We start from the raw sequence: 18704 nt of genomic DNA on the forward strand, positions 1-18704 counted from the left end.
TAACAAAAATATGTAAAATCTCAATAGAATTTTGCTTGTGGAGCAACAATGAAGGCTACTTCTGAAGAACTCGCGATATTCGTTGCGGTAGTGGAAAGCGGCAGTTTTAGCCGCGCAGCGGAGCAGCTAGGCCAGGCAAACTCTGCGGTAAGCAGAGCCGTTAAGAAGCTGGAAATGAAGCTGGGCGTTAGCCTGCTTAATCGAACCACACGCCAGCTGAGCCTGACGGAAGAAGGCGAGCGCTATTTTCGCAACGTGCAGCAAATTTTGCAGGCGATGGCAGCGGCAGAAAATGAAGTGATGGAGAGTAAGCAAACGCCACGCGGACTATTACGCATTGATGCCGCTACGCCGGTGATGCTGCATTTGCTGATGCCTCTCATCAAACCTTTCCGCGAACGCTACCCGGAAATGACGCTTTCACTGGTATCGTCTGAGACGTTTATCAATCTGATTGAGCGCAAGGTGGATGTGGCTATTCGGGTGGGCACTCTCACGGACTCAAGCCTGCGTGCACGCCCACTATTTAATAGCTATCGGAAGATTATCGCTTCGCCTGATTATCTGGCAGCGCGCGGTACACCGCAAAGCGCCGAAGATCTCATCAGCCACGTTTGCCTGGGTTTTACAGAGCCTTCTTCACTTAACCGCTGGCCAGTTGCCCAGGCCGACGGTCAGCTATTAGAGATAACGCCGGGGCTGTCATCAAACAGCGGAGAAACGCTCAAGCAGCTATGCCTGACGGGTAATGGCATCGCGTGTCTGTCGGACTTTATGATCGATAGGGAGATTGAAAGCGGGGAATTTGTCGAGCTGCTAGCAGACAAGCGTTTGCCGGTAGAAATGCCGTTTAGTGCGGTATATTACAGCGATCGTGCGGTAAGTACCCGCATCCGGGCGTTTATTGATTTTCTCAGTGATGCGGTTAAACAGCCCCCGAAGGGGCCGTAGTCAGGATTAATTATCCCACTTCGGAGCAAGGCCTTCCGGGCTGACAAGGCGGTCATTGCATTCGAGAGTCGCAATGGCTGCCATATCTTCTGCATCCAGCTTCAGAGTCAGCGCCTGAAGGTTACTTTCCAGGTTGGCGCGTTTGGTAGAAGAAGGGATGACTGCATAGCCTAAAGCCATCGCCCACGCCAGAATAACCTGAGCCGGAGTCGCCTGATGTTTTTGCGCAATACGAGCGATGGTTTCATCACCCAGCGCTTTGCCGTAAGCAAGCGTCATGTAGGAAGTGATGTGGATGTTATGCTGCTTCGCCCACTCAACGACCGTGCGGTTTTGTAGGTACGGAGAGAGCTCAATCTGGTTGGTCGCGATATTCTCTGCGCCAACGGCATCAATTGCCTGCTGCATCAGTTCGACGGTGAAGTTAGAGATCCCAATCTGGCGGGTCAAACCGGCTTCTTTAGCGGCCAACAGCGCCTGCATAAATTCTGCTACCGGTACGGCATCATTCGGTGACGGCCAGTGGATCAGAGTCAAGTCAACGTAGTCAGTACGCAGCTTTGCCAGGCTCTCTTTCAGGCTTGGGATCAGCTTGTCTTTGCTGAGGTTCTCAGTCCAAATTTTTGTGGTAATGAAGAGCTCTTCGCGTGGAATTCCACTCTCTTCCAGAGCCTGACCAACGGCCGCTTCATTATCATAGATTTGCGCGGTGTCTACGGCACGGTAGCCGAGTTCCAGAGCGGTTTTAACAGATGCGATGACGACGTCGTCTTTCAGGCGGAAAGTACCAAGACCGAATGCAGGGATTGCCATTTTTATACCTCATTAAAGGGTGTGCGTTTGTATGAGGAAGATTATGGCCAGGATAACTTTGGCGAAAAAGACGAATAAATGCAGAAGATTTTTGCTCAGAAAGCAACAATATGGCTATTTTGAGGAATTTCTGATACAAAAAAGCCCTGAGTCTAAGACTCAGGGCTTAAATAAGTGGCGGAACGGACGGGACTCGAACCCGCGACCCCCTGCGTGACAGGCAGGTATTCTAACCGACTGAACTACCGCTCCACCGAATTTCTTTACAACCACTGATTTTTACATCAGTTTACTGCTTAATTTGATGCCTGGCAGTTGATGAACTTGCGTTCACCCTACGAGCCGCTGCTTCGCAGCGTTCAGACTCACCTTTCGGTTCGTCAGTCCTACTCTCTGAGAGTAGCGAACTGCCTCGTATTACTACCATTACTGCTAATTTGATGCCTGGCAGTTCCCTACTCTCGCATGGGGAGACCCCACACTACCATCGGCGCTACGGCGTTTCACTTCTGAGTTCGGCATGGGGTCAGGTGGGACCACCGCGCTACGGCCGCCAGGCAAATTCTGTTACTGACCGTCACTTCGTGACCATCAGTTCAATCCTGAACTTCGCTGAAAATCGATTTGTCTCGCAAAACACCTTTGGTGTTGTAAGGTTAAGCCTCACGGGTCATTAGTACTGGTTAGCTCAACGTATCGCTACGCTTACACACCCAGCCTATCAACGTCGTAGTCTTCAACGTCCCTTCAGGGGTCTCAAGGACCCAGGGAGAATTCATCTCGGGGCAAGTTTCGCGCTTAGATGCTTTCAGCGCTTATCTCTTCCGCATTTAGCTACCGGGCAATGCCATTGGCATGACAACCCGAACACCAGTGATGCGTCCACTCCGGTCCTCTCGTACTAGGAGCAGCCCCCCTCAATTCTCCAGCGCCCACGGCAGATAGGGACCGAACTGTCTCACGACGTTCTAAACCCAGCTCGCGTACCACTTTAAATGGCGAACAGCCATACCCTTGGGACCTACTTCAGCCCCAGGATGTGATGAGCCGACATCGAGGTGCCAAACACCGCCGTCGATATGAACTCTTGGGCGGTATCAGCCTGTTATCCCCGGAGTACCTTTTATCCGTTGAGCGATGGCCCTTCCATTCAGAACCACCGGATCACTAAGACCTGCTTTCGCACCTGCTCGAGCCGTCACTCTCGCAGTCAAGCTAGCTTATGCCTTTGCACTAACCTCACGATGTCCGACCGTGATTAGCTAACCTTCGTGCTCCTCCGTTACGCTTTAGGAGGAGACCGCCCCAGTCAAACTACCCACCAGACACTGTCCGCAACCCGGATCACGGGTCTACGTTAGAACATCAAACATTAAAGGGTGGTATTTCAAGGTTGGCTCCACGCAGACTGGCGTCCACGCTTCAAAGCCTCCCACCTATCCTACACATCAAGGCTCAATGTTCAGTGTCAAGCTATAGTAAAGGTTCACGGGGTCTTTCCGTCTTGCCGCGGGTACACTGCATCTTCACAGCGATTTCAATTTCACTGAGTCTCGGGTGGAGACAGCCTGGCCATCATTACGCCATTCGTGCAGGTCGGAACTTACCCGACAAGGAATTTCGCTACCTTAGGACCGTTATAGTTACGGCCGCCGTTTACCGGGGCTTCGATCAAGAGCTTCTCCTTGCGGATAACCCCATCAATTAACCTTCCGGCACCGGGCAGGCGTCACACCGTATACGTCCACTTTCGTGTTTGCACAGTGCTGTGTTTTTAATAAACAGTTGCAGCCAGCTGGTATCTTCGACTGCCTTCAGCTCCACCCGCGAGGGGTTTCACCTACCGACAGCGTGCCTTCTCCCGAAGTTACGGCACCATTTTGCCTAGTTCCTTCACCCGAGTTCTCTCAAGCGCCTTGGTATTCTCTACCTGACCACCTGTGTCGGTTTGGGGTACGATTTAATGTTACCTGATGCTTAGAGGCTTTTCCTGGAAGCAGGGCATTTGTTACTTCAGCACCGTAGTGCCTCGTCATCACACCTCAGCGTTAACAGAAGTCCGGATTTACCTAAACTTCCCGCCTACATGCTTAAACCGGGACAACCGTCGCCCGGCTAACATAGCCTTCTCCGTCCCCCCTTCGCAGTAACACCAAGTACAGGAATATTAACCTGTTTCCCATCGACTACGCCTTTCGGCCTCGCCTTAGGGGTCGACTCACCCTGCCCCGATTAACGTTGGACAGGAACCCTTGGTCTTCCGGCGAGCGGGCTTTTCACCCGCTTTATCGTTACTTATGTCAGCATTCGCACTTCTGATACCTCCAGCAGACCTCACAGTCCACCTTCGACGGCTTACAGAACGCTCCCCTACCCAACAACGCATAAGCGTCGCTGCCGCAGCTTCGGTGCATGGTTTAGCCCCGTTACATCTTCCGCGCAGGCCGACTCGACCAGTGAGCTATTACGCTTTCTTTAAATGATGGCTGCTTCTAAGCCAACATCCTGGCTGTCTGTGCCTTCCCACATCGTTTCCCACTTAACCATGACTTTGGGACCTTAGCTGGCGGTCTGGGTTGTTTCCCTCTTCACGACGGACGTTAGCACCCGCCGTGTGTCTCCCGTGATAACATTCTTCGGTATTCGTAGTTTGCATCGGGTTGGTAAGCCGGGATGGCCCCCTAGCCGAAACAGTGCTCTACCCCGAAGATGAGTTCACGAGGCGCTACCTAAATAGCTTTCGGGGAGAACCAGCTATCTCCCGGTTTGATTGGCCTTTCACCCCCAGCCACAAGTCATCCGCTAATTTTTCAACATTAGTCGGTTCGGTCCTCCAGTTAGTGTTACCCAACCTTCAACCTGCCCATGGCTAGATCACCGGGTTTCGGGTCTATACCCTGCAACTTAACGCCCAGTTAAGACTCGGTTTCCCTGCGGCTCCCCTATACGGTTAACCTTGCTACAGAATATAAGTCGCTGACCCATTATACAAAAGGTACGCAGTCACCCCATAAATGAGGCTCCCACTGCTTGTACGTACACGGTTTCAGGTTCTGTTTCACTCCCCTCGCCGGGGTTCTTTTCGCCTTTCCCTCACGGTACTGGTTCACTATCGGTCAGTCAGGAGTATTTAGCCTTGGAGGATGGTCCCCCCATATTCAGACAGGATACCACGTGTCCCGCCCTACTCTTCGAACTCACAGTATGTGCATTTTAGTGTACGGGAGTATCACCCTGTACCCTGCGACTTTCCAGACGCTTCCACTAACACACAAACTGATTCAGGTTCTGGGCTGCTCCCCGTTCGCTCGCCGCTACTGGGGGAATCTCGGTTGATTTCTTTTCCTCGGGGTACTTAGATGTTTCAGTTCCCCCGGTTCGCTTCGTTAAGCTATGTATTCACTTAACGATAGTGTGTCGAAACACACTGGGTTTCCCCATTCGGAAATCGCCGGCTATAACGGTTCATATCACCTTACCGACGCTTATCGCAGATTAGCACGTCCTTCATCGCCTCTGACTGCCAGGGCATCCACCGTGTACGCTTAGTCGCTTAACCTCACAACCCGAAGATGTTTCGCTTCGAATTATGAAAATTTGAGAGACTCGAACACACTTCTATTCTGTTCTTATTACGGAGAACAGAAACAGTGTGTCGTTTCAATTTTCAGCTTGTTCCGGATTGTTAAAGAGCAAATACTTCGCAGTACACCGTTGCCGGTACACTCTGAAGTAGGTTTGGTGCATGAAATGATGGTGGAGCTAAGCGGGATCGAACCGCTGACCTCCTGCGTGCAAGGCAGGCGCTCTCCCAGCTGAGCTATAGCCCCATCGATTTCGTAAAACCTTTGATTACCACTCACACTGAGGCCTTTCCTTTTTCTTCCGAAAAAGAAAATGCAATTCGTTCTGAGACAAGGCATGGAATAACGAAGCATAATAAAGTATGTGAGTTATTTCATAACGCAGTATCAGGGAGAATTTGGTAGGCCTGAGTGGACTTGAACCACCGACCTCACCCTTATCAGGGGTGCGCTCTAACCACCTGAGCTACAAGCCTATAAGGTTTTACTGCTTGTTTTCTATCAGACAATCTGTGTGAGCACTACGCGGGTTGTATCTTTTAGGTAAGGAGGTGATCCAACCGCAGGTTCCCCTACGGTTACCTTGTTACGACTTCACCCCAGTCATGAATCACAAAGTGGTAAGCGCCCTCCCGAAGGTTAAGCTACCTACTTCTTTTGCAACCCACTCCCATGGTGTGACGGGCGGTGTGTACAAGGCCCGGGAACGTATTCACCGTAGCATTCTGATCTACGATTACTAGCGATTCCGACTTCATGGAGTCGAGTTGCAGACTCCAATCCGGACTACGACGCACTTTATGAGGTCCGCTTGCTCTCGCGAGGTCGCTTCTCTTTGTATGCGCCATTGTAGCACGTGTGTAGCCCTACTCGTAAGGGCCATGATGACTTGACGTCATCCCCACCTTCCTCCAGTTTATCACTGGCAGTCTCCTTTGAGTTCCCGGCCGAACCGCTGGCAACAAAGGATAAGGGTTGCGCTCGTTGCGGGACTTAACCCAACATTTCACAACACGAGCTGACGACAGCCATGCAGCACCTGTCTCAGAGTTCCCGAAGGCACCAATCCATCTCTGGAAAGTTCTCTGGATGTCAAGAGTAGGTAAGGTTCTTCGCGTTGCATCGAATTAAACCACATGCTCCACCGCTTGTGCGGGCCCCCGTCAATTCATTTGAGTTTTAACCTTGCGGCCGTACTCCCCAGGCGGTCGACTTAACGCGTTAGCTCCGGAAGCCACGCCTCAAGGGCACAACCTCCAAGTCGACATCGTTTACGGCGTGGACTACCAGGGTATCTAATCCTGTTTGCTCCCCACGCTTTCGCACCTGAGCGTCAGTCTTTGTCCAGGGGGCCGCCTTCGCCACCGGTATTCCTCCAGATCTCTACGCATTTCACCGCTACACCTGGAATTCTACCCCCCTCTACAAGACTCAAGCTTGCCAGTTTCGAATGCAGTTCCCAGGTTGAGCCCGGGGATTTCACATCCGACTTAACAAACCGCCTGCGTGCGCTTTACGCCCAGTAATTCCGATTAACGCTTGCACCCTCCGTATTACCGCGGCTGCTGGCACGGAGTTAGCCGGTGCTTCTTCTGCGAGTAACGTCAATCACTGAGGTTATTAATCTCAATGCCTTCCTCCTCGCTGAAAGTGCTTTACAACCCGAAGGCCTTCTTCACACACGCGGCATGGCTGCATCAGGCTTGCGCCCATTGTGCAATATTCCCCACTGCTGCCTCCCGTAGGAGTCTGGACCGTGTCTCAGTTCCAGTGTGGCTGGTCATCCTCTCAGACCAGCTAGGGATCGTCGCCTAGGTGAGCCATTACCCCACCTACTAGCTAATCCCATCTGGGTTCATCCGATGGCAAGAGGCCCGAAGGTCCCCCTCTTTGGTCTTGCGACGTTATGCGGTATTAGCTACCGTTTCCAGTAGTTATCCCCCTCCATCAGGCAGATCCCCAGACATTACTCACCCGTCCGCCGCTCGTCAGCAAAGTAGCAAGCTACTCCCTGTTACCGCTCGACTTGCATGTGTTAGGCCTGCCGCCAGCGTTCAATCTGAGCCATGATCAAACTCTTCAATTTAAAAGTGTTTGATGCTCAAAGAATTAAAACTGTTTATAAAATCAGTAGTCACTCTTCAAGACTTGATATTTTTTTGCATCCGAAGATGCTTGAGATATCAATCCTGCGAGTGCCCACACAGATTGTCTGATAAATTGTTAAAGAGCAGTGAGTTACGCGCTTTCGCTTGCTAACTCGAGGTGGCGTATATTACGCTTTCCTCTTTCAGAGTCAAGCGTTTATTTTCGCTTTCGTCTGACTGACTACCGGGTTGTTAAGCCGCTTTCGAAGCCGCTTTGCCGTGTCAGTGGAGGCGCATTATAGGGAGTTCTCAGAGCCTGACAACCCCTAATTTGAAAAAACTTTCTGACCGGGTGTTTTTTAATCTAAACGCCTATTTTTGGCGCTGTTTGATGGCTTTTGGCAGGTCTGCGAGGCTATTAATCACTAAATCAGCGGCCGCTTCACCTGCTTCCGTTACAGGTTTACCGCTGCGAACCAGCACTTTGGTGCCAACCAGCGCCGCATTAGCTGCCTGCATATCTTCAATTTTGTCGCCTACCATATAAGAAGCGGCCATATCGATATTCAGGAAGTCACGCGCGGAGATAAGCATGCCCGGCTGCGGTTTACGGCAGTCGCACACCTGGCGGAACTCTTCGACCTCGCCTTCAGGGTGATGCGGACAATAATAGATACCGTCCAGGTCAACGCCGCGGTCGGCCAGCGACCAGTCCATCCACTCGGTGAGATTTTCGAAATCAGCCTCGGTGAACATCCCGCGGGCGATGCCGGACTGGTTTGTTACCAGCACCAGAGCGAAGCCCATCTCTTTTAACTCACGCATTGCTTCTATTACGCCATCAATGAACTCGAATCGGTCCACTTCATATACATAGCCATGATCGACATTAATAGTGCCATCGCGGTCGAGAAAAATAGCGGGTACGGACTGTGCCACTTGAGAACTCCTGAAACGGGTTAATTGTGTCTAGTATCGCATGATTTAGTAATAAGGAGAGAACAGTCCTTCACGCGCCGATTGATTTAGACGTCTGGATGCCTTAACATCCAGATCGATTAAGGTAACTTCGGTCACCGGTAGCAGATAATTCCACGGCTCATACATAAACGATAATAAATAACTCAATGATTAAACTTTCAAATATCACCAAGGTGTTCCAGCAGGGCAACCGCAGCATACAGGCATTGAACAATGTCAGTCTGCACGTGCCTGCCGGACAAATTTATGGCGTGATTGGCGCATCCGGTGCCGGTAAAAGCACTCTGATCCGCTGCGTAAACCTGCTCGAGCGCCCAACTGAAGGCTCGGTGCTGGTTGATGGCCAGGACCTGACCACGCTTTCTGAAAGCCAGTTAACCAAAGCTCGTCGCCAGATTGGCATGATCTTCCAGCACTTTAACCTGCTCTCTTCGCGCACCGTATTTGGCAACGTGGCTTTGCCGCTGGAGCTGGACAACCAACCGAAGGAAGAGATCCAGCGTCGCGTGACCGAGCTCCTGGATTTAGTGGGGCTGAGCGAGAAACATGACGTGTGGCCGGCAAACCTTTCCGGCGGTCAGAAACAGCGTGTGGCCATTGCCCGCGCTCTGGCTAGCAACCCGAAAGTTCTGCTGTGCGATGAGGCCACCAGCGCACTCGACCCGGCAACCACCCGCTCCATTCTTGAATTACTGAAAGATATTAACCGCCGCCTTGGGCTGACTATCCTTCTTATTACTCATGAGATGGACGTTGTTAAGCGTATTTGCGACTGCGTGGCAGTTATCAGCGACGGCGAACTGATTGAACAGGACACGGTAAGCGAAGTGTTTTCCCATCCGAAAACGCCGCTGGCGCAGCAGTTTATTCAGTCCACTCTGCATCTCGACATCCCGGAAGATTATGCTCAGCGCCTTAGCGCGGAGAATAAAGACAAGGCCGTACCTTTATTACGCCTCGAGTTCACCGGCCAGTCGGTTGATGCCCCGCTGCTTTCTGAAACGGCGCGCACCTTCAACGTGAACAGCAACATTATTAGCGCGCAGATGGATTACGCTGGCGGCGTGAAGTTCGGCATTATGCTCTGCGAAATGCACGGTGAGCCAAAGGATACGCAAGCGGCTATTGCCTGGTTGCAGGAGCAACACGTTAAAGTAGAGGTACTGGGCTATGTCTGAGCCGATGATTTGGTTACTGGTGCGCGGCGTTTATGAAACGCTGGCGATGACTTTTGTTTCAGGCCTCTTTGGATTTGTGCTCGGCCTGCCGGTGGGCGTACTGCTTTATATCACTCGCCCGGGGCAAATCAGTGCCAACGCGAAGCTTTACCGCAGCCTCTCCGCGCTGGTTAATATTTTCCGTTCCATTCCTTTCATTATCTTACTGGTCTGGATGATTCCATTTACTCGCGTCATCGTCGGGACATCAATCGGCCTGCAGGCGGCGATTGTTCCATTAACCGTTGGCGCCGCGCCGTTTATTGCCCGTATGGTTGAAAACGCCCTGCTGGAAATCCCAACCGGGTTAATTGAAGCCTCCCGCGCGATGGGCGCAACGCCGATGCAAATCATTCGTAAGGTTCTGCTGCCTGAAGCCCTGCCGGGCCTAGTGAATGCGGCTACCATTACCTTGATTACGCTGGTTGGCTATTCTGCTATGGGCGGTGCCGTGGGCGCCGGCGGTCTGGGTCAGATTGGTTATCAGTACGGTTATATCGGCTACAACGCTACCGTGATGAATACCGTGTTAGTGTTGCTGGTCGTTCTGGTGTATTTAATTCAATTCTCTGGCGATCGCATCGTCCGGGCTGTCACTCACAAATAAACACAACTGCATTCATATAAGGAAAAGGACATGGCTTTTAAATTTAAAACGCTCGCCGCGGTCGGCGCTCTGATTGGTTCTCTTGCTCTGGTGGGTTGCGGTCAGGAAGAAAAAGATCCTAACCATATTAAAGTTGGCGTTATCGCCGGTGCCGAGCAGCAAGTTGCAGAAGTTGCGCAGAAAGTTGCAAAAGAGAAATACGGGCTGGACGTTGAGCTGGTGACCTTTACCGATTATGTGCTGCCGAACGAAGCGCTGAGCAAAGGCGATATCGACGTTAACGCCTTCCAGCACAAACCTTACCTCGACCAGCAGATCAAAGATCGCGGCTACAAGCTGGTTTCCGTGGGCAACACCTTTGTTTACCCAATCGCCGGCTACTCCAAGAAAATTAAATCACTGGAAGAGTTACAGCCGGGCGCTCAGGTAGCGCTGCCGAACGACCCGACTAACCTCGGCCGTTCCCTGCTGCTGCTGCAGAAAGAAGGTCTGATCAAACTGAAAGACGGCGTTGGCCTGCTGCCAACCGTTCTGGACGTGACCGAGAACCCGAAAAACCTCAAGCTGGTTGAGCTGGAAGCGCCTCAGTTGCCGCGTTCTCTGGACGACGCTCAGATTGCCCTGGCGGTTATCAACACCACCTACGCCAGCCAGATTGGCCTGACGCCTGCTAAAGACGGCATCTTCGTTGAAGATAAAAACTCCCCATACGTTAACCTGATAGTTTCCCGCGAAGACAATAAAGACGCCGAAAACGTGAAAAAATTCGTTCAGGCCTACCAGTCTGACGAAGTTAACGAAGCGGCTAATAAGGTCTTCAACGGCGGCGCGGTGAAAGGCTGGTAAGCTTTCATTATTCAGTTTTGCGTAAATAATTACAGGCGGGCGCAAGCCCGCCTTGTTATTTTGTTGCGAGCTTGCTTCAATGTCTTCCGTTTTACATTCATTGAGGAAATATTATGCGTGCTTTACCGATCTGTTTATTGGCATTCATGCTGAGCGGCTGTTCCATGCTAAGCAGATCCCCTGTAGAACCCGTCCAAAGCACGGCTGCAACGCCGAAGACCGAAACCGAAAAACCTAAAGCGCCCCGCCCCGCTCCGGTCAGGATCTACACCAACGCAGAAGATTTAGTCGGTAAGCCTTTCCGCGACTTAGGTGAAGTCAGCGGCGATTCCTGCCAGGCAAGTAATCAGGACTCCCCTGCAAATATCCCGACAGCGCGTAAACGCATGCAGATTAACGCCTCGAAAATGAAAGCCAATGCCGTTCTGCTACACAGCTGCGATATTACCAGCGGCGCTCCAGGATGCTACCGCCAGGCGGTTTGCGTAGGCTCAGCGCTGCAAGTTTCGGCGCAATGACCCCTTTTCAGTTTGCGCAAATTGGTGTAATTCGCTCTCCATATAAAGAAAAGTTTGCCGTACCGCGCCAGCCGGGTTTGGTGAAAGACGGCGGCGGTGAACTACACCTGCTGTCGCCCTACAACCAGGCCGATGCCGTCCGTGGGCTTGAGGCTTTCAGCCACCTGTGGCTGCTGTTCGTTTTCCATCAGACGATGGAAGGCGGCTGGCGGCCAACGGTTCGCCCTCCTCGTCTTGGCGGCAATGCGCGAATGGGCGTATTTGCTACGCGCTCAACCTTCCGCCCAAACCCCATCGGCATGTCTCTGGTTGAGTTAAAAGGGATTCGCTGCCAGAAAGATGACGTTATTCTGGAGCTGGGCAGTCTTGATTTGGTCGATGGCACGCCCATCGTGGATATCAAACCCTACCTGCCGTTTGCTGAAGCCCTGCCTGACGCTCGTGCGGGCTATGCACAGCTTGCGCCAGAGGCCGATACGCAGATTAGCTTCACGCCAGAAGTACAGCAGCAACTGGTAAAGCTTGAATCGCGCTACCCGCATATTGCGCGTTTCATTTGCCAGGTTCTTGCTCAGGATCCCCGCCCCGCTTACCGTAAAGGCAAGGATGAGGGGAAAACTTACGCGGTGCTGCTGCTGGACTTTAACGTTCGCTGGCGCGTTACCGGGCAAGGGTTTGAGGTGTTTGCCGTCGAAGCACGTTAATTTAGCGCCCCTCTCTTTTGACATCTCTGCCACACTGGTAAACTAAACCACTTTTTTTGAAGCAGGTCGCTTAAGGCCTGTTATCCGCCGTTCAAATGGAACCGTAACAACATGCGTACTAGCCAATACCTGCTCTCCACTCTGAAGGAGACACCTGCCGACGCCGAAGTGGTCAGCCACCAGCTGATGCTGCGCGCCGGGATGATCCGCAAGCTGGCCTCGGGTTTATACACCTGGTTGCCGACCGGTTTGCGCGTCCTGAAGAAAGTCGAAAACATTGTGCGTGAAGAGATGAACAACGCCGGTGCTATCGAAATGTGCATGCCGGTTGTTCAGCCCGCCGACCTGTGGCAGGAGAGCGGACGTTGGGAGCAGTACGGCCCCGAGCTGCTGCGTTTTGTTGACCGTGGCGAGCGCCCGTTTGTACTGGGCCCAACTCACGAAGAAGTTATCACCGACCTGATTCGTAACGAGCTGAGCTCTTACAAGCAGTTGCCGCTGAACTTGTTCCAGATCCAGACCAAGTTCCGTGACGAAGTGCGTCCGCGCTTTGGCGTTATGCGTTCCCGCGAATTCCTGATGAAAGATGCCTACTCTTTCCATACTTCTCAGGAATCGCTGCAGGAAACTTACGACAAGATGTATGAAGCCTACAGCAAAATCTTCTCCCGCATGGGCCTTGATTTCCGCGCCGTGCAGGCTGATACCGGCTCCATCGGCGGCAGCGCTTCGCACGAGTTCCAGGTGCTGGCACAGAGCGGCGAAGATGACGTTATCTTCTCCGACAGCTCTGACTACGCGGCAAATATAGAGTTCGCTGAAGCGCTGTCTCCGGCGGCTGGCCGTGCGGCACCAACCATTGAAATGAGCCAGATTGATACCCCGAATGCAAAAACCATCGCCGAGCTGGTTGAGCAATTCAATCTGCCGGTTGAGAAAACGGTTAAAACTCTGCTGGTGAAAGCCACCGAGGGCAGCGCTTACCCGCTGGTTGCTCTACTGGTACGTGGCGATCACGAGCTGAACGAAGTCAAAGCTGAAAAACTGCCTCAGGTTGCCAGCCCGCTGACTTTTGCTACTGAAGAAGAAATCCGTGCTGTAGCGAAAGCTGGCCCGGGCTCACTTGGCCCAATCAATCTGCCAATCCCGGTGGTTATCGACCGCAGCGTAGCCGCGATGAGTGATTTTGCCGCAGGCGCTAACATCGACGGTAAGCACTTCGTCGGCATTAACTGGGAGCGTGACGTTGCGCTGCCGGAAGTCGCAGATATCCGTAACGTTGTCGCCGGCGACCCAAGCCCGGACGGCAAAGGTACGTTGATGATCAAGCGCGGCATCGAAGTGGGTCACATCTTCCAACTGGGCACCAAATACTCTGAAGCGCTGAAAGCCACGGTACAGGGTGAAGATGGCCGCAACCAGACGCTGACCATGGGCTGCTACGGTATCGGCGTAACCCGCGTTGTCGCGGCGGCGATTGAGCAGAACTTTGACGATCGCGGCATTCTGTGGCCGGAAGCCATCGCACCGTTCAACGTTGCCATTCTGCCGATGAACATGCACAAATCCTTCCGCGTGCAGCAGCTTGCTGAAGAGCTGTACACCACGCTGCGCGCTCAGGGTATCGACGTGCTGCTGGACGACCGTAAAGAGCGTCCGGGCGTGATGTTTGCAGATATGGAGCTGATTGGTATTCCTCACACTATCGTTATCGGCGACCGTAATCTGGATAACGAAGAAGTTGAATACAAACACCGCCGTGCTGGTGAGAAACAGATGATCAAAACCAACGAGATCGTTGATTTCCTGGTGAAACAGATCAAAGGCTAACTTTGGTTGAAGCCATTAAAAAGCCCTGCATTGCAGGGCTTTTTGTTTTTAGTCGTTACACTCTTTGCCGGGCCTGAATTTTGCGCCTTTGTCGGCGACCAGCGCTTTTTGCAGTTCGCCGCTGTCAGGGGAAGCCTGAAGCGTGAAGTGGCCTTCAACCACCAGCAGAACCGGGGCGCTATTCTTACCGCGAGCCGCAGCATAGCCTCTTTCCAGTTCGGCATTATCCGCTACGGCAAAGGTCTTGCCGGTAGCGCAATCCTGGAAGACGGCTGCATCCGCCATATATTTATATTTCCCTTTCATCGGCATCGGCGTTGACGGCAGCGCCGCGTTAACCGCCTTCAACGTATAGTTGAACTGCGATTCAATCGGGTTACCTTCGCGATCCAGCATAACCAGGCTATCGCCCTTCGGATGGAAATACTGCTTTTCGCCTTCGCTATCGGTTAACACCAGTTTATCCGCGGTACGCGCCCAGGTGCCGTAACTACCGAAAGAGGCTCCTTTGCCCTGATAGCTCTGGTTCATCACCCAGGTGCCATCTTTTTCCAGGAACAGTGAAGTCTCAATTCCCTCGCAGTCCGCGCATGGGATCACGCCGCGGTAGCTTTGCTGCATAGGCGTCAACTCGGCGGCCTGAGCCGGGATCAGGGTTTGGATTTCACTGCGGTTATTACAGCCAAACAGCGTGAACAGGCTGAGTGCCGCCAGCACCGCCAGAAAACTCTTTTTCATGCTTCTTATCCTTATGCTGTTGTCCTGAAGTTAGCCACTATTCCGGATGGCGGCTAACCTTGCCGCGTAGCGCTTTGGTTGTCGACTTCTGCGATTTGGAAGCCAGACGACGCTCTTTAGAAGCCCGCGTTGGCCTGGTGGCCCGGCGGCTTTTCTGCACTACGGTTAATTCTTGTATCAGTGAAACCAGGCGAGCCACCGCCGCTTCGCGGTTCATCTCCTGGCTTCGGTATTCCTGGGCCTTAATCACCACCACGCCTTCAGGCGTGATTAAATGGTGGCTTACGGCCAGCAGACGTATCTTATACGACTCCGGCAGGCTTGAGGCAGGGATATCAAAGCGCAAGTGAATAGCCGTTGAGGTTTTATTCACATGCTGCCCGCCCGCCCCCTGGGCACGAATGGCGGTAATCGTCACTTCATTGTCCGGGATTGATACCGTCCTGGAAACGGAAATCATCGCTGCTGCCAGGCCGTAAAGTGAATTTCCAGATTATTCTCGCTGTCTGAAAGCCAGATAGCGCCGTCCTGGATGGTAGCCTGCAAATTCATGGTGCGCGTGCCGAACTCGCTCAGCTTCGCCAGCTGCTCGTCATCCAGATACCAGATAGACAGGTTTTTAAACTGGCTGAGGCGGTTTTGGTTTTGCTGCCACCAAACCTGCGCTGCCCGACTATTATAGGTAAACAATGCCACCTCGGCCGACTGACTACAGGCTTTTTTCACCCGGCGCTCTTCCGGTAGCCCAAGCTCAACCCATAAATCAATGCCCAGATGATCGTTTTTACGCCAGATCTCCGGTTCTTCTTCTGCGCTCAGCCCGCGGGTAAACTCCAGCCGCTCATCCGCATATTTAATCCATGCCAGCAGGCGCAACATCATGCGTTCCTGAGTCTCAGAAGGGTGGCGTGCCAGCGTCAGGCTGCTGTCCATAAACCGATTCCGATCGAGATCGGCCACATTCACCGTCGCCTTATAAATTGTCGCTTTTAACGCCATTACACTTCTCCATACACAGTTGGCGCCATTGTAGCGAAATCTACTGAAAAACGCTGTTATCGATTGTGGCTGCATCCCCTTGCCTTACTGATATCGGTTACATTGCTGTGGTATAGTCACCTTGCTAAACAGAGTTTATCTTCGTAGGCTTAGATTTGACCCCACGAATAGGTCTGAAGTTGGGACTCTGAGAGGAGGGTATGTGGAAAAGTATTGTGAATTGGTTCGACAACGCTATGCGGAAATTGCCAGCGGTGACTTAGGCTACATTCCTGATGCCTTAGGATGCGTATTGAAGGCTCTGAATGAAGTGGCTTCCAGCGAGGCCGTCTCAGAGTCAATCAGGGAACAGGCGGCGTATGCTGCCGCGAACTTACTGGTGAGCGATTATGTCAATGAATGATGCCTATCAACCCATCAATTGTGATGATTATGACAATCTCGAGCTCGCCTGCCAGCAGCATTTGTTACTGACGCTGGAGTTAAAAGACGGGGAGATTTTCAAAGCCAAGGCGAGCGACCTGGTTTCTCGTAAAAACGTCGAATATCTGATTGTTGATGATGCCGGTGCCTCGCGTGAAGTCCGCCTCGATAAGATTAACAGCTTCAGCCACCCTGAAATTGGCACTATCGTGGTCAGCGTTGAATAACTGTAGTAACCGCACAAACACAAAACGGGCAGCCCAGGTGGTTGCCCGTTTTGTTTTAAGGCTTCATTGAGGCGTAATATGCCGCCAGATTGCTGATGTCTTCATCGGAAAGCCCGCTGACATAAGCCTTCATGATTTCTGCCTGCCCGCCGCTGCGCTCCCCTTTTTTATAGGCCTGGAGAGAATGCTCCAGATACGCCTCTTGCTGCCCGGCCAGGTTCGGGTAAAGGGGAGCGGACGCGGTGCCGCTTGCGCCGTGGCAGGCCACGCACATCATCGCTTTCTGCTCACCGGCCTCAGCATTGCCTTTTGCCAGCGCCGACAAGCTGCAAATCATCAACCCCAGCAATAACACCGCCTTTTTCATTCTTCCCTTCCTTGTCGCCAGTCTATATGCCAGCATGAATTTTCTGTCGCCTGCCCTTCACGAGTGACAAACACTCCCGGAGCAGCAATCAACTGTTCGCCATAAAACAGCAGCGGAGTGATATCCCGCAGCCAGGGCGGAATGCGTAATTCCTGCCAGATTTTTTTAAGCGGACGCCCTTTATCCCGCCCAACAATATGCTGCAATCCTGAAGCCTTAAAGCGCAGGCTCACCCCTTCGCCTTCTATCGGAGCACGCACCGCAGTGCCGCTTTGCTGAAGAGAAACGGTCCCGATGCCGGGAAGAGAAAGCGGCCGATAAGGGGCGGGCCACGGATAAACGCTCTCTTTGTCTATTGCCCGCAGCGGAACCCAATAAAGTTCGCCCTGAAAGCGGCGAATTTCATACTCACCCAGGCGAAGGCGAGGATTGGCATCCTCCCGGCTCAACGCCACTTCTTGCCACAGGCGCTGAAGCGCCGCCCGCGATGGCATAGCCGCCCGGTGATGCCCCAGCCAGCGGCGCAATAAGGCAAAACGCCGGGCTTCGCTTACCGTGCATAGCGGCTCAATAAGTAAAGCGCCCTGGGGCGACATCAGCCCGGCAAGCTGCTCGGCCAGCAGCTCATCAAGCAGCTGTTCCTGCTCGCCGCACAGGTCGGCGCTGCGGGCTACGCTGCGGGCAAAATGCGGCCAGCGCTGTTGTAGCAAAGGCACAATCCGCAGGCGCAGGAAATTGCGGTCGTATTTATCATCCCCGTTGCTCTCATCTTCTATCCAGCTAAGTTGATGAGCCAGCGCCCACTCTTCAAGCTGAGCGCGCGAAGTCGCCAGCAGCGGGCGAAGCAATAGAGTATTAGCAAACGGTAATTTTGCGGGCATTGACGCTAAACCAGCAGGGCCGCTGCCGCGCTTCAAAGCCAGCAGGAAGGTTTCGCACTGATCATCCAGGTGCTGGGCCGCCAGCAGCACTTCTTCGGTTAAAAGAGAGCCTGACAGCGCCTGATAACGCGCCGCCCGCGCCTCTCCCTCAATCCCCTGGCCACCGGAAGGAAGCTGCACGTAAGCGACATCGAAAGACACTAACCAGCGGCGACATAAAGTGCGGCAATGTTCCACCCAACTATCCGCCTTCGGGCTAAGTCCGTGATGGATATGCATCGCCCGGATTTCCAGCTCAGGCGCTAAAGAATCCCGCAGCGTGACCAGTTGATGAAGCAAAACGGTCGAATCCAGCCCACCGCTGAACGCCACCAGCAGCCGGCGGTGAGGAAGCAGAAAGGACTGAAGTTCGCGGATTGTCATAGTTCGATAGTTACGAGGTATTTGCCCGGAAAGTTACCGGGCATTGAGAGCGCTGGCAAGGGCTACTGTTGATAAAGTTCCAGCGGCAAACCGTCGGGATCGCTAAAGAAGGTAAAACGCTTATCGGTGTATGGATCAATACGAACCGGCTCGCATTTTACGCCATGGCTTTCAAGGTGCGTAATCGCCTGCTCGATATTATCGACGCTAAACGCCAGATGACGAAGCCCGCAGGCTTCCGGGCGGCTCGGGCGAGCGGGCGGGAACGGGAAAGAAAACAGCTCAATAACGTATTGCCCGTTAAGCGCCAGGTCACCTTTCCAGGAATCTCGTTCTTTGCGATACACTTCAGCTTCAAGCGTGAATTCCAGCGCATCACAATAAAACTGCTTACTGCGCTCGTAGTCCGACGCGATAATAGCGACGTGATGAATCTGTTTTAAACCCAGCATAGGATGCTCCTTAATCTATTCTGGCACGGTAACACCGCTTCATTGCAAATCAAGCA

The 18704-nt window shown here is 52.8% G+C and carries 17 protein-coding genes, 3 tRNA genes and 3 rRNA genes; 9 read left to right on the plus strand and 14 right to left on the minus strand.

Annotated features, from left to right (window positions below; genetic code table 11):
* Positions 1–48: 48 nt before the first annotated feature.
* Complete coding sequence (gene yafC, locus FOC35_RS04705; protein WP_016534999.1) at positions 49–951, plus strand: DNA-binding transcriptional regulator YafC; 903 nt, start codon at positions 49–51, stop codon at positions 949–951.
* 6 nt (positions 952–957) lie between these two features.
* Here the strand turns inward: yafC and dkgB are convergent, their stop codons facing one another.
* The 8 genes from dkgB to gmhB form a co-directional block, all read right to left on the minus strand.
* Positions 958–1764 (minus strand): 2,5-didehydrogluconate reductase DkgB, encoded by an 807-nt coding sequence (dkgB, locus tag FOC35_RS04710; RefSeq protein WP_172568305.1) that lies wholly within the window; start codon positions 1762–1764, stop codon positions 958–960.
* Positions 1765–1939: 175 nt separating this feature from the next.
* Positions 1940–2016, minus strand: a tRNA-Asp gene (locus tag FOC35_RS04715).
* Positions 2017–2206: 190 nt separating this feature from the next.
* Positions 2207–2322, minus strand: a 5S ribosomal RNA gene (rrf, locus tag FOC35_RS04720).
* Between the two features lie 94 nt (positions 2323–2416).
* A 23S ribosomal RNA gene (locus FOC35_RS04725) occupies positions 2417–5323 on the minus strand.
* A 195-nt stretch (positions 5324–5518) separates the two neighbouring features.
* Positions 5519–5594, minus strand: a tRNA-Ala gene (locus tag FOC35_RS04730).
* 153 nt (positions 5595–5747) lie between these two features.
* Positions 5748–5824, minus strand: a tRNA-Ile gene (locus FOC35_RS04735).
* A gap of 68 nt (positions 5825–5892) precedes the next feature.
* Positions 5893–7434: ribosomal RNA gene (locus FOC35_RS04740) — 16S ribosomal RNA — on the minus strand.
* The 16S, 23S and 5S rRNA genes sit together here with 3 tRNA genes alongside, the layout of an rRNA operon.
* Before the next feature lie 373 nt (positions 7435–7807).
* Entirely contained in the window at positions 7808–8374 is a 567-nt protein-coding gene (gene gmhB / locus FOC35_RS04745; protein WP_016534997.1) for a D-glycero-beta-D-manno-heptose 1,7-bisphosphate 7-phosphatase, read from the minus strand.
* A 188-nt stretch (positions 8375–8562) separates the two neighbouring features.
* On the opposite strand from gmhB, the gene metN reads away from it, so the two are divergent.
* The 6 genes from metN (at position 8563) to proS (ending at position 14138) form a co-directional block, all read left to right on the plus strand.
* Positions 8563–9594: a methionine ABC transporter ATP-binding protein MetN gene (gene metN / locus FOC35_RS04750; protein WP_016534995.1), complete on the plus strand. Its 1032-nt coding sequence runs from the start codon at positions 8563–8565 to the stop codon at positions 9592–9594.
* The gene (locus tag FOC35_RS04755; RefSeq protein WP_016534994.1) at positions 9587–10240 is read left to right on the plus strand and encodes a methionine ABC transporter permease MetI; all 654 of its coding nucleotides are present in this window, start codon (positions 9587–9589) and stop codon (positions 10238–10240) included. Before metN ends, FOC35_RS04755 begins: the two co-directional genes overlap by 8 nt.
* Positions 10241–10270: 30 nt before the next feature.
* Complete coding sequence (locus tag FOC35_RS04760; RefSeq protein ID WP_016534993.1) at positions 10271–11086, plus strand: MetQ/NlpA family lipoprotein; 816 nt, start codon at positions 10271–10273, stop codon at positions 11084–11086.
* A gap of 113 nt (positions 11087–11199) precedes the next feature.
* Positions 11200–11604, plus strand: a complete 405-nt coding sequence (gene rcsF, locus FOC35_RS04765; protein WP_039897936.1) for an Rcs stress response system protein RcsF — start codon at positions 11200–11202, stop codon at positions 11602–11604.
* Positions 11601–12308 carry a tRNA (N6-threonylcarbamoyladenosine(37)-N6)-methyltransferase TrmO gene (gene tsaA, locus FOC35_RS04770; RefSeq protein WP_172568306.1) on the plus strand — a complete coding sequence of 236 codons (708 nt, stop codon included), beginning with the start codon at positions 11601–11603 and terminating at the stop codon, positions 12306–12308. The genes rcsF and tsaA overlap by 4 nt, the downstream gene beginning before the upstream one ends.
* Positions 12309–12419: 111 nt before the next feature.
* Positions 12420–14138: a proline--tRNA ligase gene (gene proS, locus FOC35_RS04775; protein WP_172568307.1), complete on the plus strand. Its 1719-nt coding sequence runs from the start codon at positions 12420–12422 to the stop codon at positions 14136–14138.
* Between the two features lie 48 nt (positions 14139–14186).
* Here proS and nlpE read toward each other — a convergent pair whose 3' ends face one another.
* From nlpE to FOC35_RS04790, 3 genes are read right to left on the minus strand one after another with little or no spacing between them, the layout of a single operon-like run.
* A complete protein-coding gene (nlpE, locus tag FOC35_RS04780; RefSeq protein WP_172568308.1) occupies positions 14187–14876 on the minus strand; it encodes an envelope stress response activation lipoprotein NlpE in 690 nt (229 codons plus the stop codon).
* Between the two features lie 37 nt (positions 14877–14913).
* Positions 14914–15336, minus strand: coding sequence for an alternative ribosome rescue aminoacyl-tRNA hydrolase ArfB (gene arfB, locus FOC35_RS04785; RefSeq protein WP_016534988.1), 423 nt, complete (start codon positions 15334–15336; stop codon positions 14914–14916).
* Complete coding sequence (locus tag FOC35_RS04790) at positions 15333–15875, minus strand: YaeQ family protein (protein ID WP_016534987.1); 543 nt, start codon at positions 15873–15875, stop codon at positions 15333–15335. Before FOC35_RS04790 ends, arfB begins: the two co-directional genes overlap by 4 nt.
* Positions 15876–16077: 202 nt before the next feature.
* Here FOC35_RS04790 and FOC35_RS04795 point away from each other — a divergent pair, with 202 nt between their 5' ends.
* Together FOC35_RS04795 and rof are read left to right on the plus strand one after the other, a co-directional pair.
* Positions 16078–16278 (plus strand): YaeP family protein, encoded by a 201-nt coding sequence (locus FOC35_RS04795; protein ID WP_016534986.1) that lies wholly within the window; start codon positions 16078–16080, stop codon positions 16276–16278.
* On the plus strand, positions 16265–16525 hold the full coding sequence (gene rof / locus FOC35_RS04800; RefSeq protein ID WP_039897935.1) for a Rho-binding antiterminator: 261 nt from the start codon (positions 16265–16267) through the stop codon (positions 16523–16525). The genes FOC35_RS04795 and rof overlap by 14 nt, the downstream gene beginning before the upstream one ends.
* A gap of 55 nt (positions 16526–16580) precedes the next feature.
* Here the strand turns inward: rof and FOC35_RS04805 are convergent, their stop codons facing one another.
* The 3 genes from FOC35_RS04805 to FOC35_RS04815 all read right to left on the minus strand — a co-directional run bounded on the left by FOC35_RS04805 (position 16581) and on the right by FOC35_RS04815 (position 18648).
* Positions 16581–16892, minus strand: coding sequence for a cytochrome c (locus tag FOC35_RS04805; RefSeq protein WP_016534984.1), 312 nt, complete (start codon positions 16890–16892; stop codon positions 16581–16583).
* Positions 16889–18196 (minus strand): tRNA lysidine(34) synthetase TilS, encoded by a 1308-nt coding sequence (tilS, locus tag FOC35_RS04810; RefSeq protein ID WP_172568309.1) that lies wholly within the window; start codon positions 18194–18196, stop codon positions 16889–16891. The genes FOC35_RS04805 and tilS overlap by 4 nt, the downstream gene beginning before the upstream one ends.
* Positions 18197–18258: 62 nt before the next feature.
* Positions 18259–18648, minus strand: a complete 390-nt coding sequence (locus FOC35_RS04815; protein ID WP_172568310.1) for a VOC family protein — start codon at positions 18646–18648, stop codon at positions 18259–18261.
* Positions 18649–18704 lie beyond the last annotated feature (56 nt).

It is taken from the genome of Cedecea sp. FDAARGOS_727, assembly GCF_012273235.1.
GTDB classification, from domain to species: Bacteria; Pseudomonadota; Gammaproteobacteria; order Enterobacterales; family Enterobacteriaceae; genus Cedecea; species Cedecea davisae.

What these genes read in the sequence shown, in the direction of transcription:
- yafC (WP_016534999.1), top strand. Translation starts at nt 49, where the DNA reads ATGAAGGCTACTTCTGAAGAACTCGCGATATTCGTTGCGGTAGTGGAA.
- dkgB (WP_172568305.1), bottom strand. Translation starts at nt 1,764, where the DNA reads ATGGCAATCCCTGCATTCGGTCTTGGTACTTTCCGCCTGAAAGACGAC.
- metN (WP_016534995.1), top strand. Translation starts at nt 8,563, where the DNA reads ATGATTAAACTTTCAAATATCACCAAGGTGTTCCAGCAGGGCAACCGC.
- FOC35_RS04755 (WP_016534994.1), top strand. Translation starts at nt 9,587, where the DNA reads ATGTCTGAGCCGATGATTTGGTTACTGGTGCGCGGCGTTTATGAAACG.
- FOC35_RS04760 (WP_016534993.1), top strand. Translation starts at nt 10,271, where the DNA reads ATGGCTTTTAAATTTAAAACGCTCGCCGCGGTCGGCGCTCTGATTGGT.
- rcsF (WP_039897936.1), top strand. Translation starts at nt 11,200, where the DNA reads ATGCGTGCTTTACCGATCTGTTTATTGGCATTCATGCTGAGCGGCTGT.
- tsaA (WP_172568306.1), top strand. Translation starts at nt 11,601, where the DNA reads ATGACCCCTTTTCAGTTTGCGCAAATTGGTGTAATTCGCTCTCCATAT.
- proS (WP_172568307.1), top strand. Translation starts at nt 12,420, where the DNA reads ATGCGTACTAGCCAATACCTGCTCTCCACTCTGAAGGAGACACCTGCC.
- nlpE (WP_172568308.1), bottom strand. Translation starts at nt 14,876, where the DNA reads ATGAAAAAGAGTTTTCTGGCGGTGCTGGCGGCACTCAGCCTGTTCACG.
- arfB (WP_016534988.1), bottom strand. Translation starts at nt 15,336, where the DNA reads ATGATTTCCGTTTCCAGGACGGTATCAATCCCGGACAATGAAGTGACG.
- FOC35_RS04790 (WP_016534987.1), bottom strand. Translation starts at nt 15,875, where the DNA reads ATGGCGTTAAAAGCGACAATTTATAAGGCGACGGTGAATGTGGCCGAT.
- rof (WP_039897935.1), top strand. Translation starts at nt 16,265, where the DNA reads ATGTCAATGAATGATGCCTATCAACCCATCAATTGTGATGATTATGAC.
- FOC35_RS04805 (WP_016534984.1), bottom strand. Translation starts at nt 16,892, where the DNA reads ATGAAAAAGGCGGTGTTATTGCTGGGGTTGATGATTTGCAGCTTGTCG.
- tilS (WP_172568309.1), bottom strand. Translation starts at nt 18,196, where the DNA reads ATGACAATCCGCGAACTTCAGTCCTTTCTGCTTCCTCACCGCCGGCTG.
- FOC35_RS04815 (WP_172568310.1), bottom strand. Translation starts at nt 18,648, where the DNA reads ATGCTGGGTTTAAAACAGATTCATCACGTCGCTATTATCGCGTCGGAC.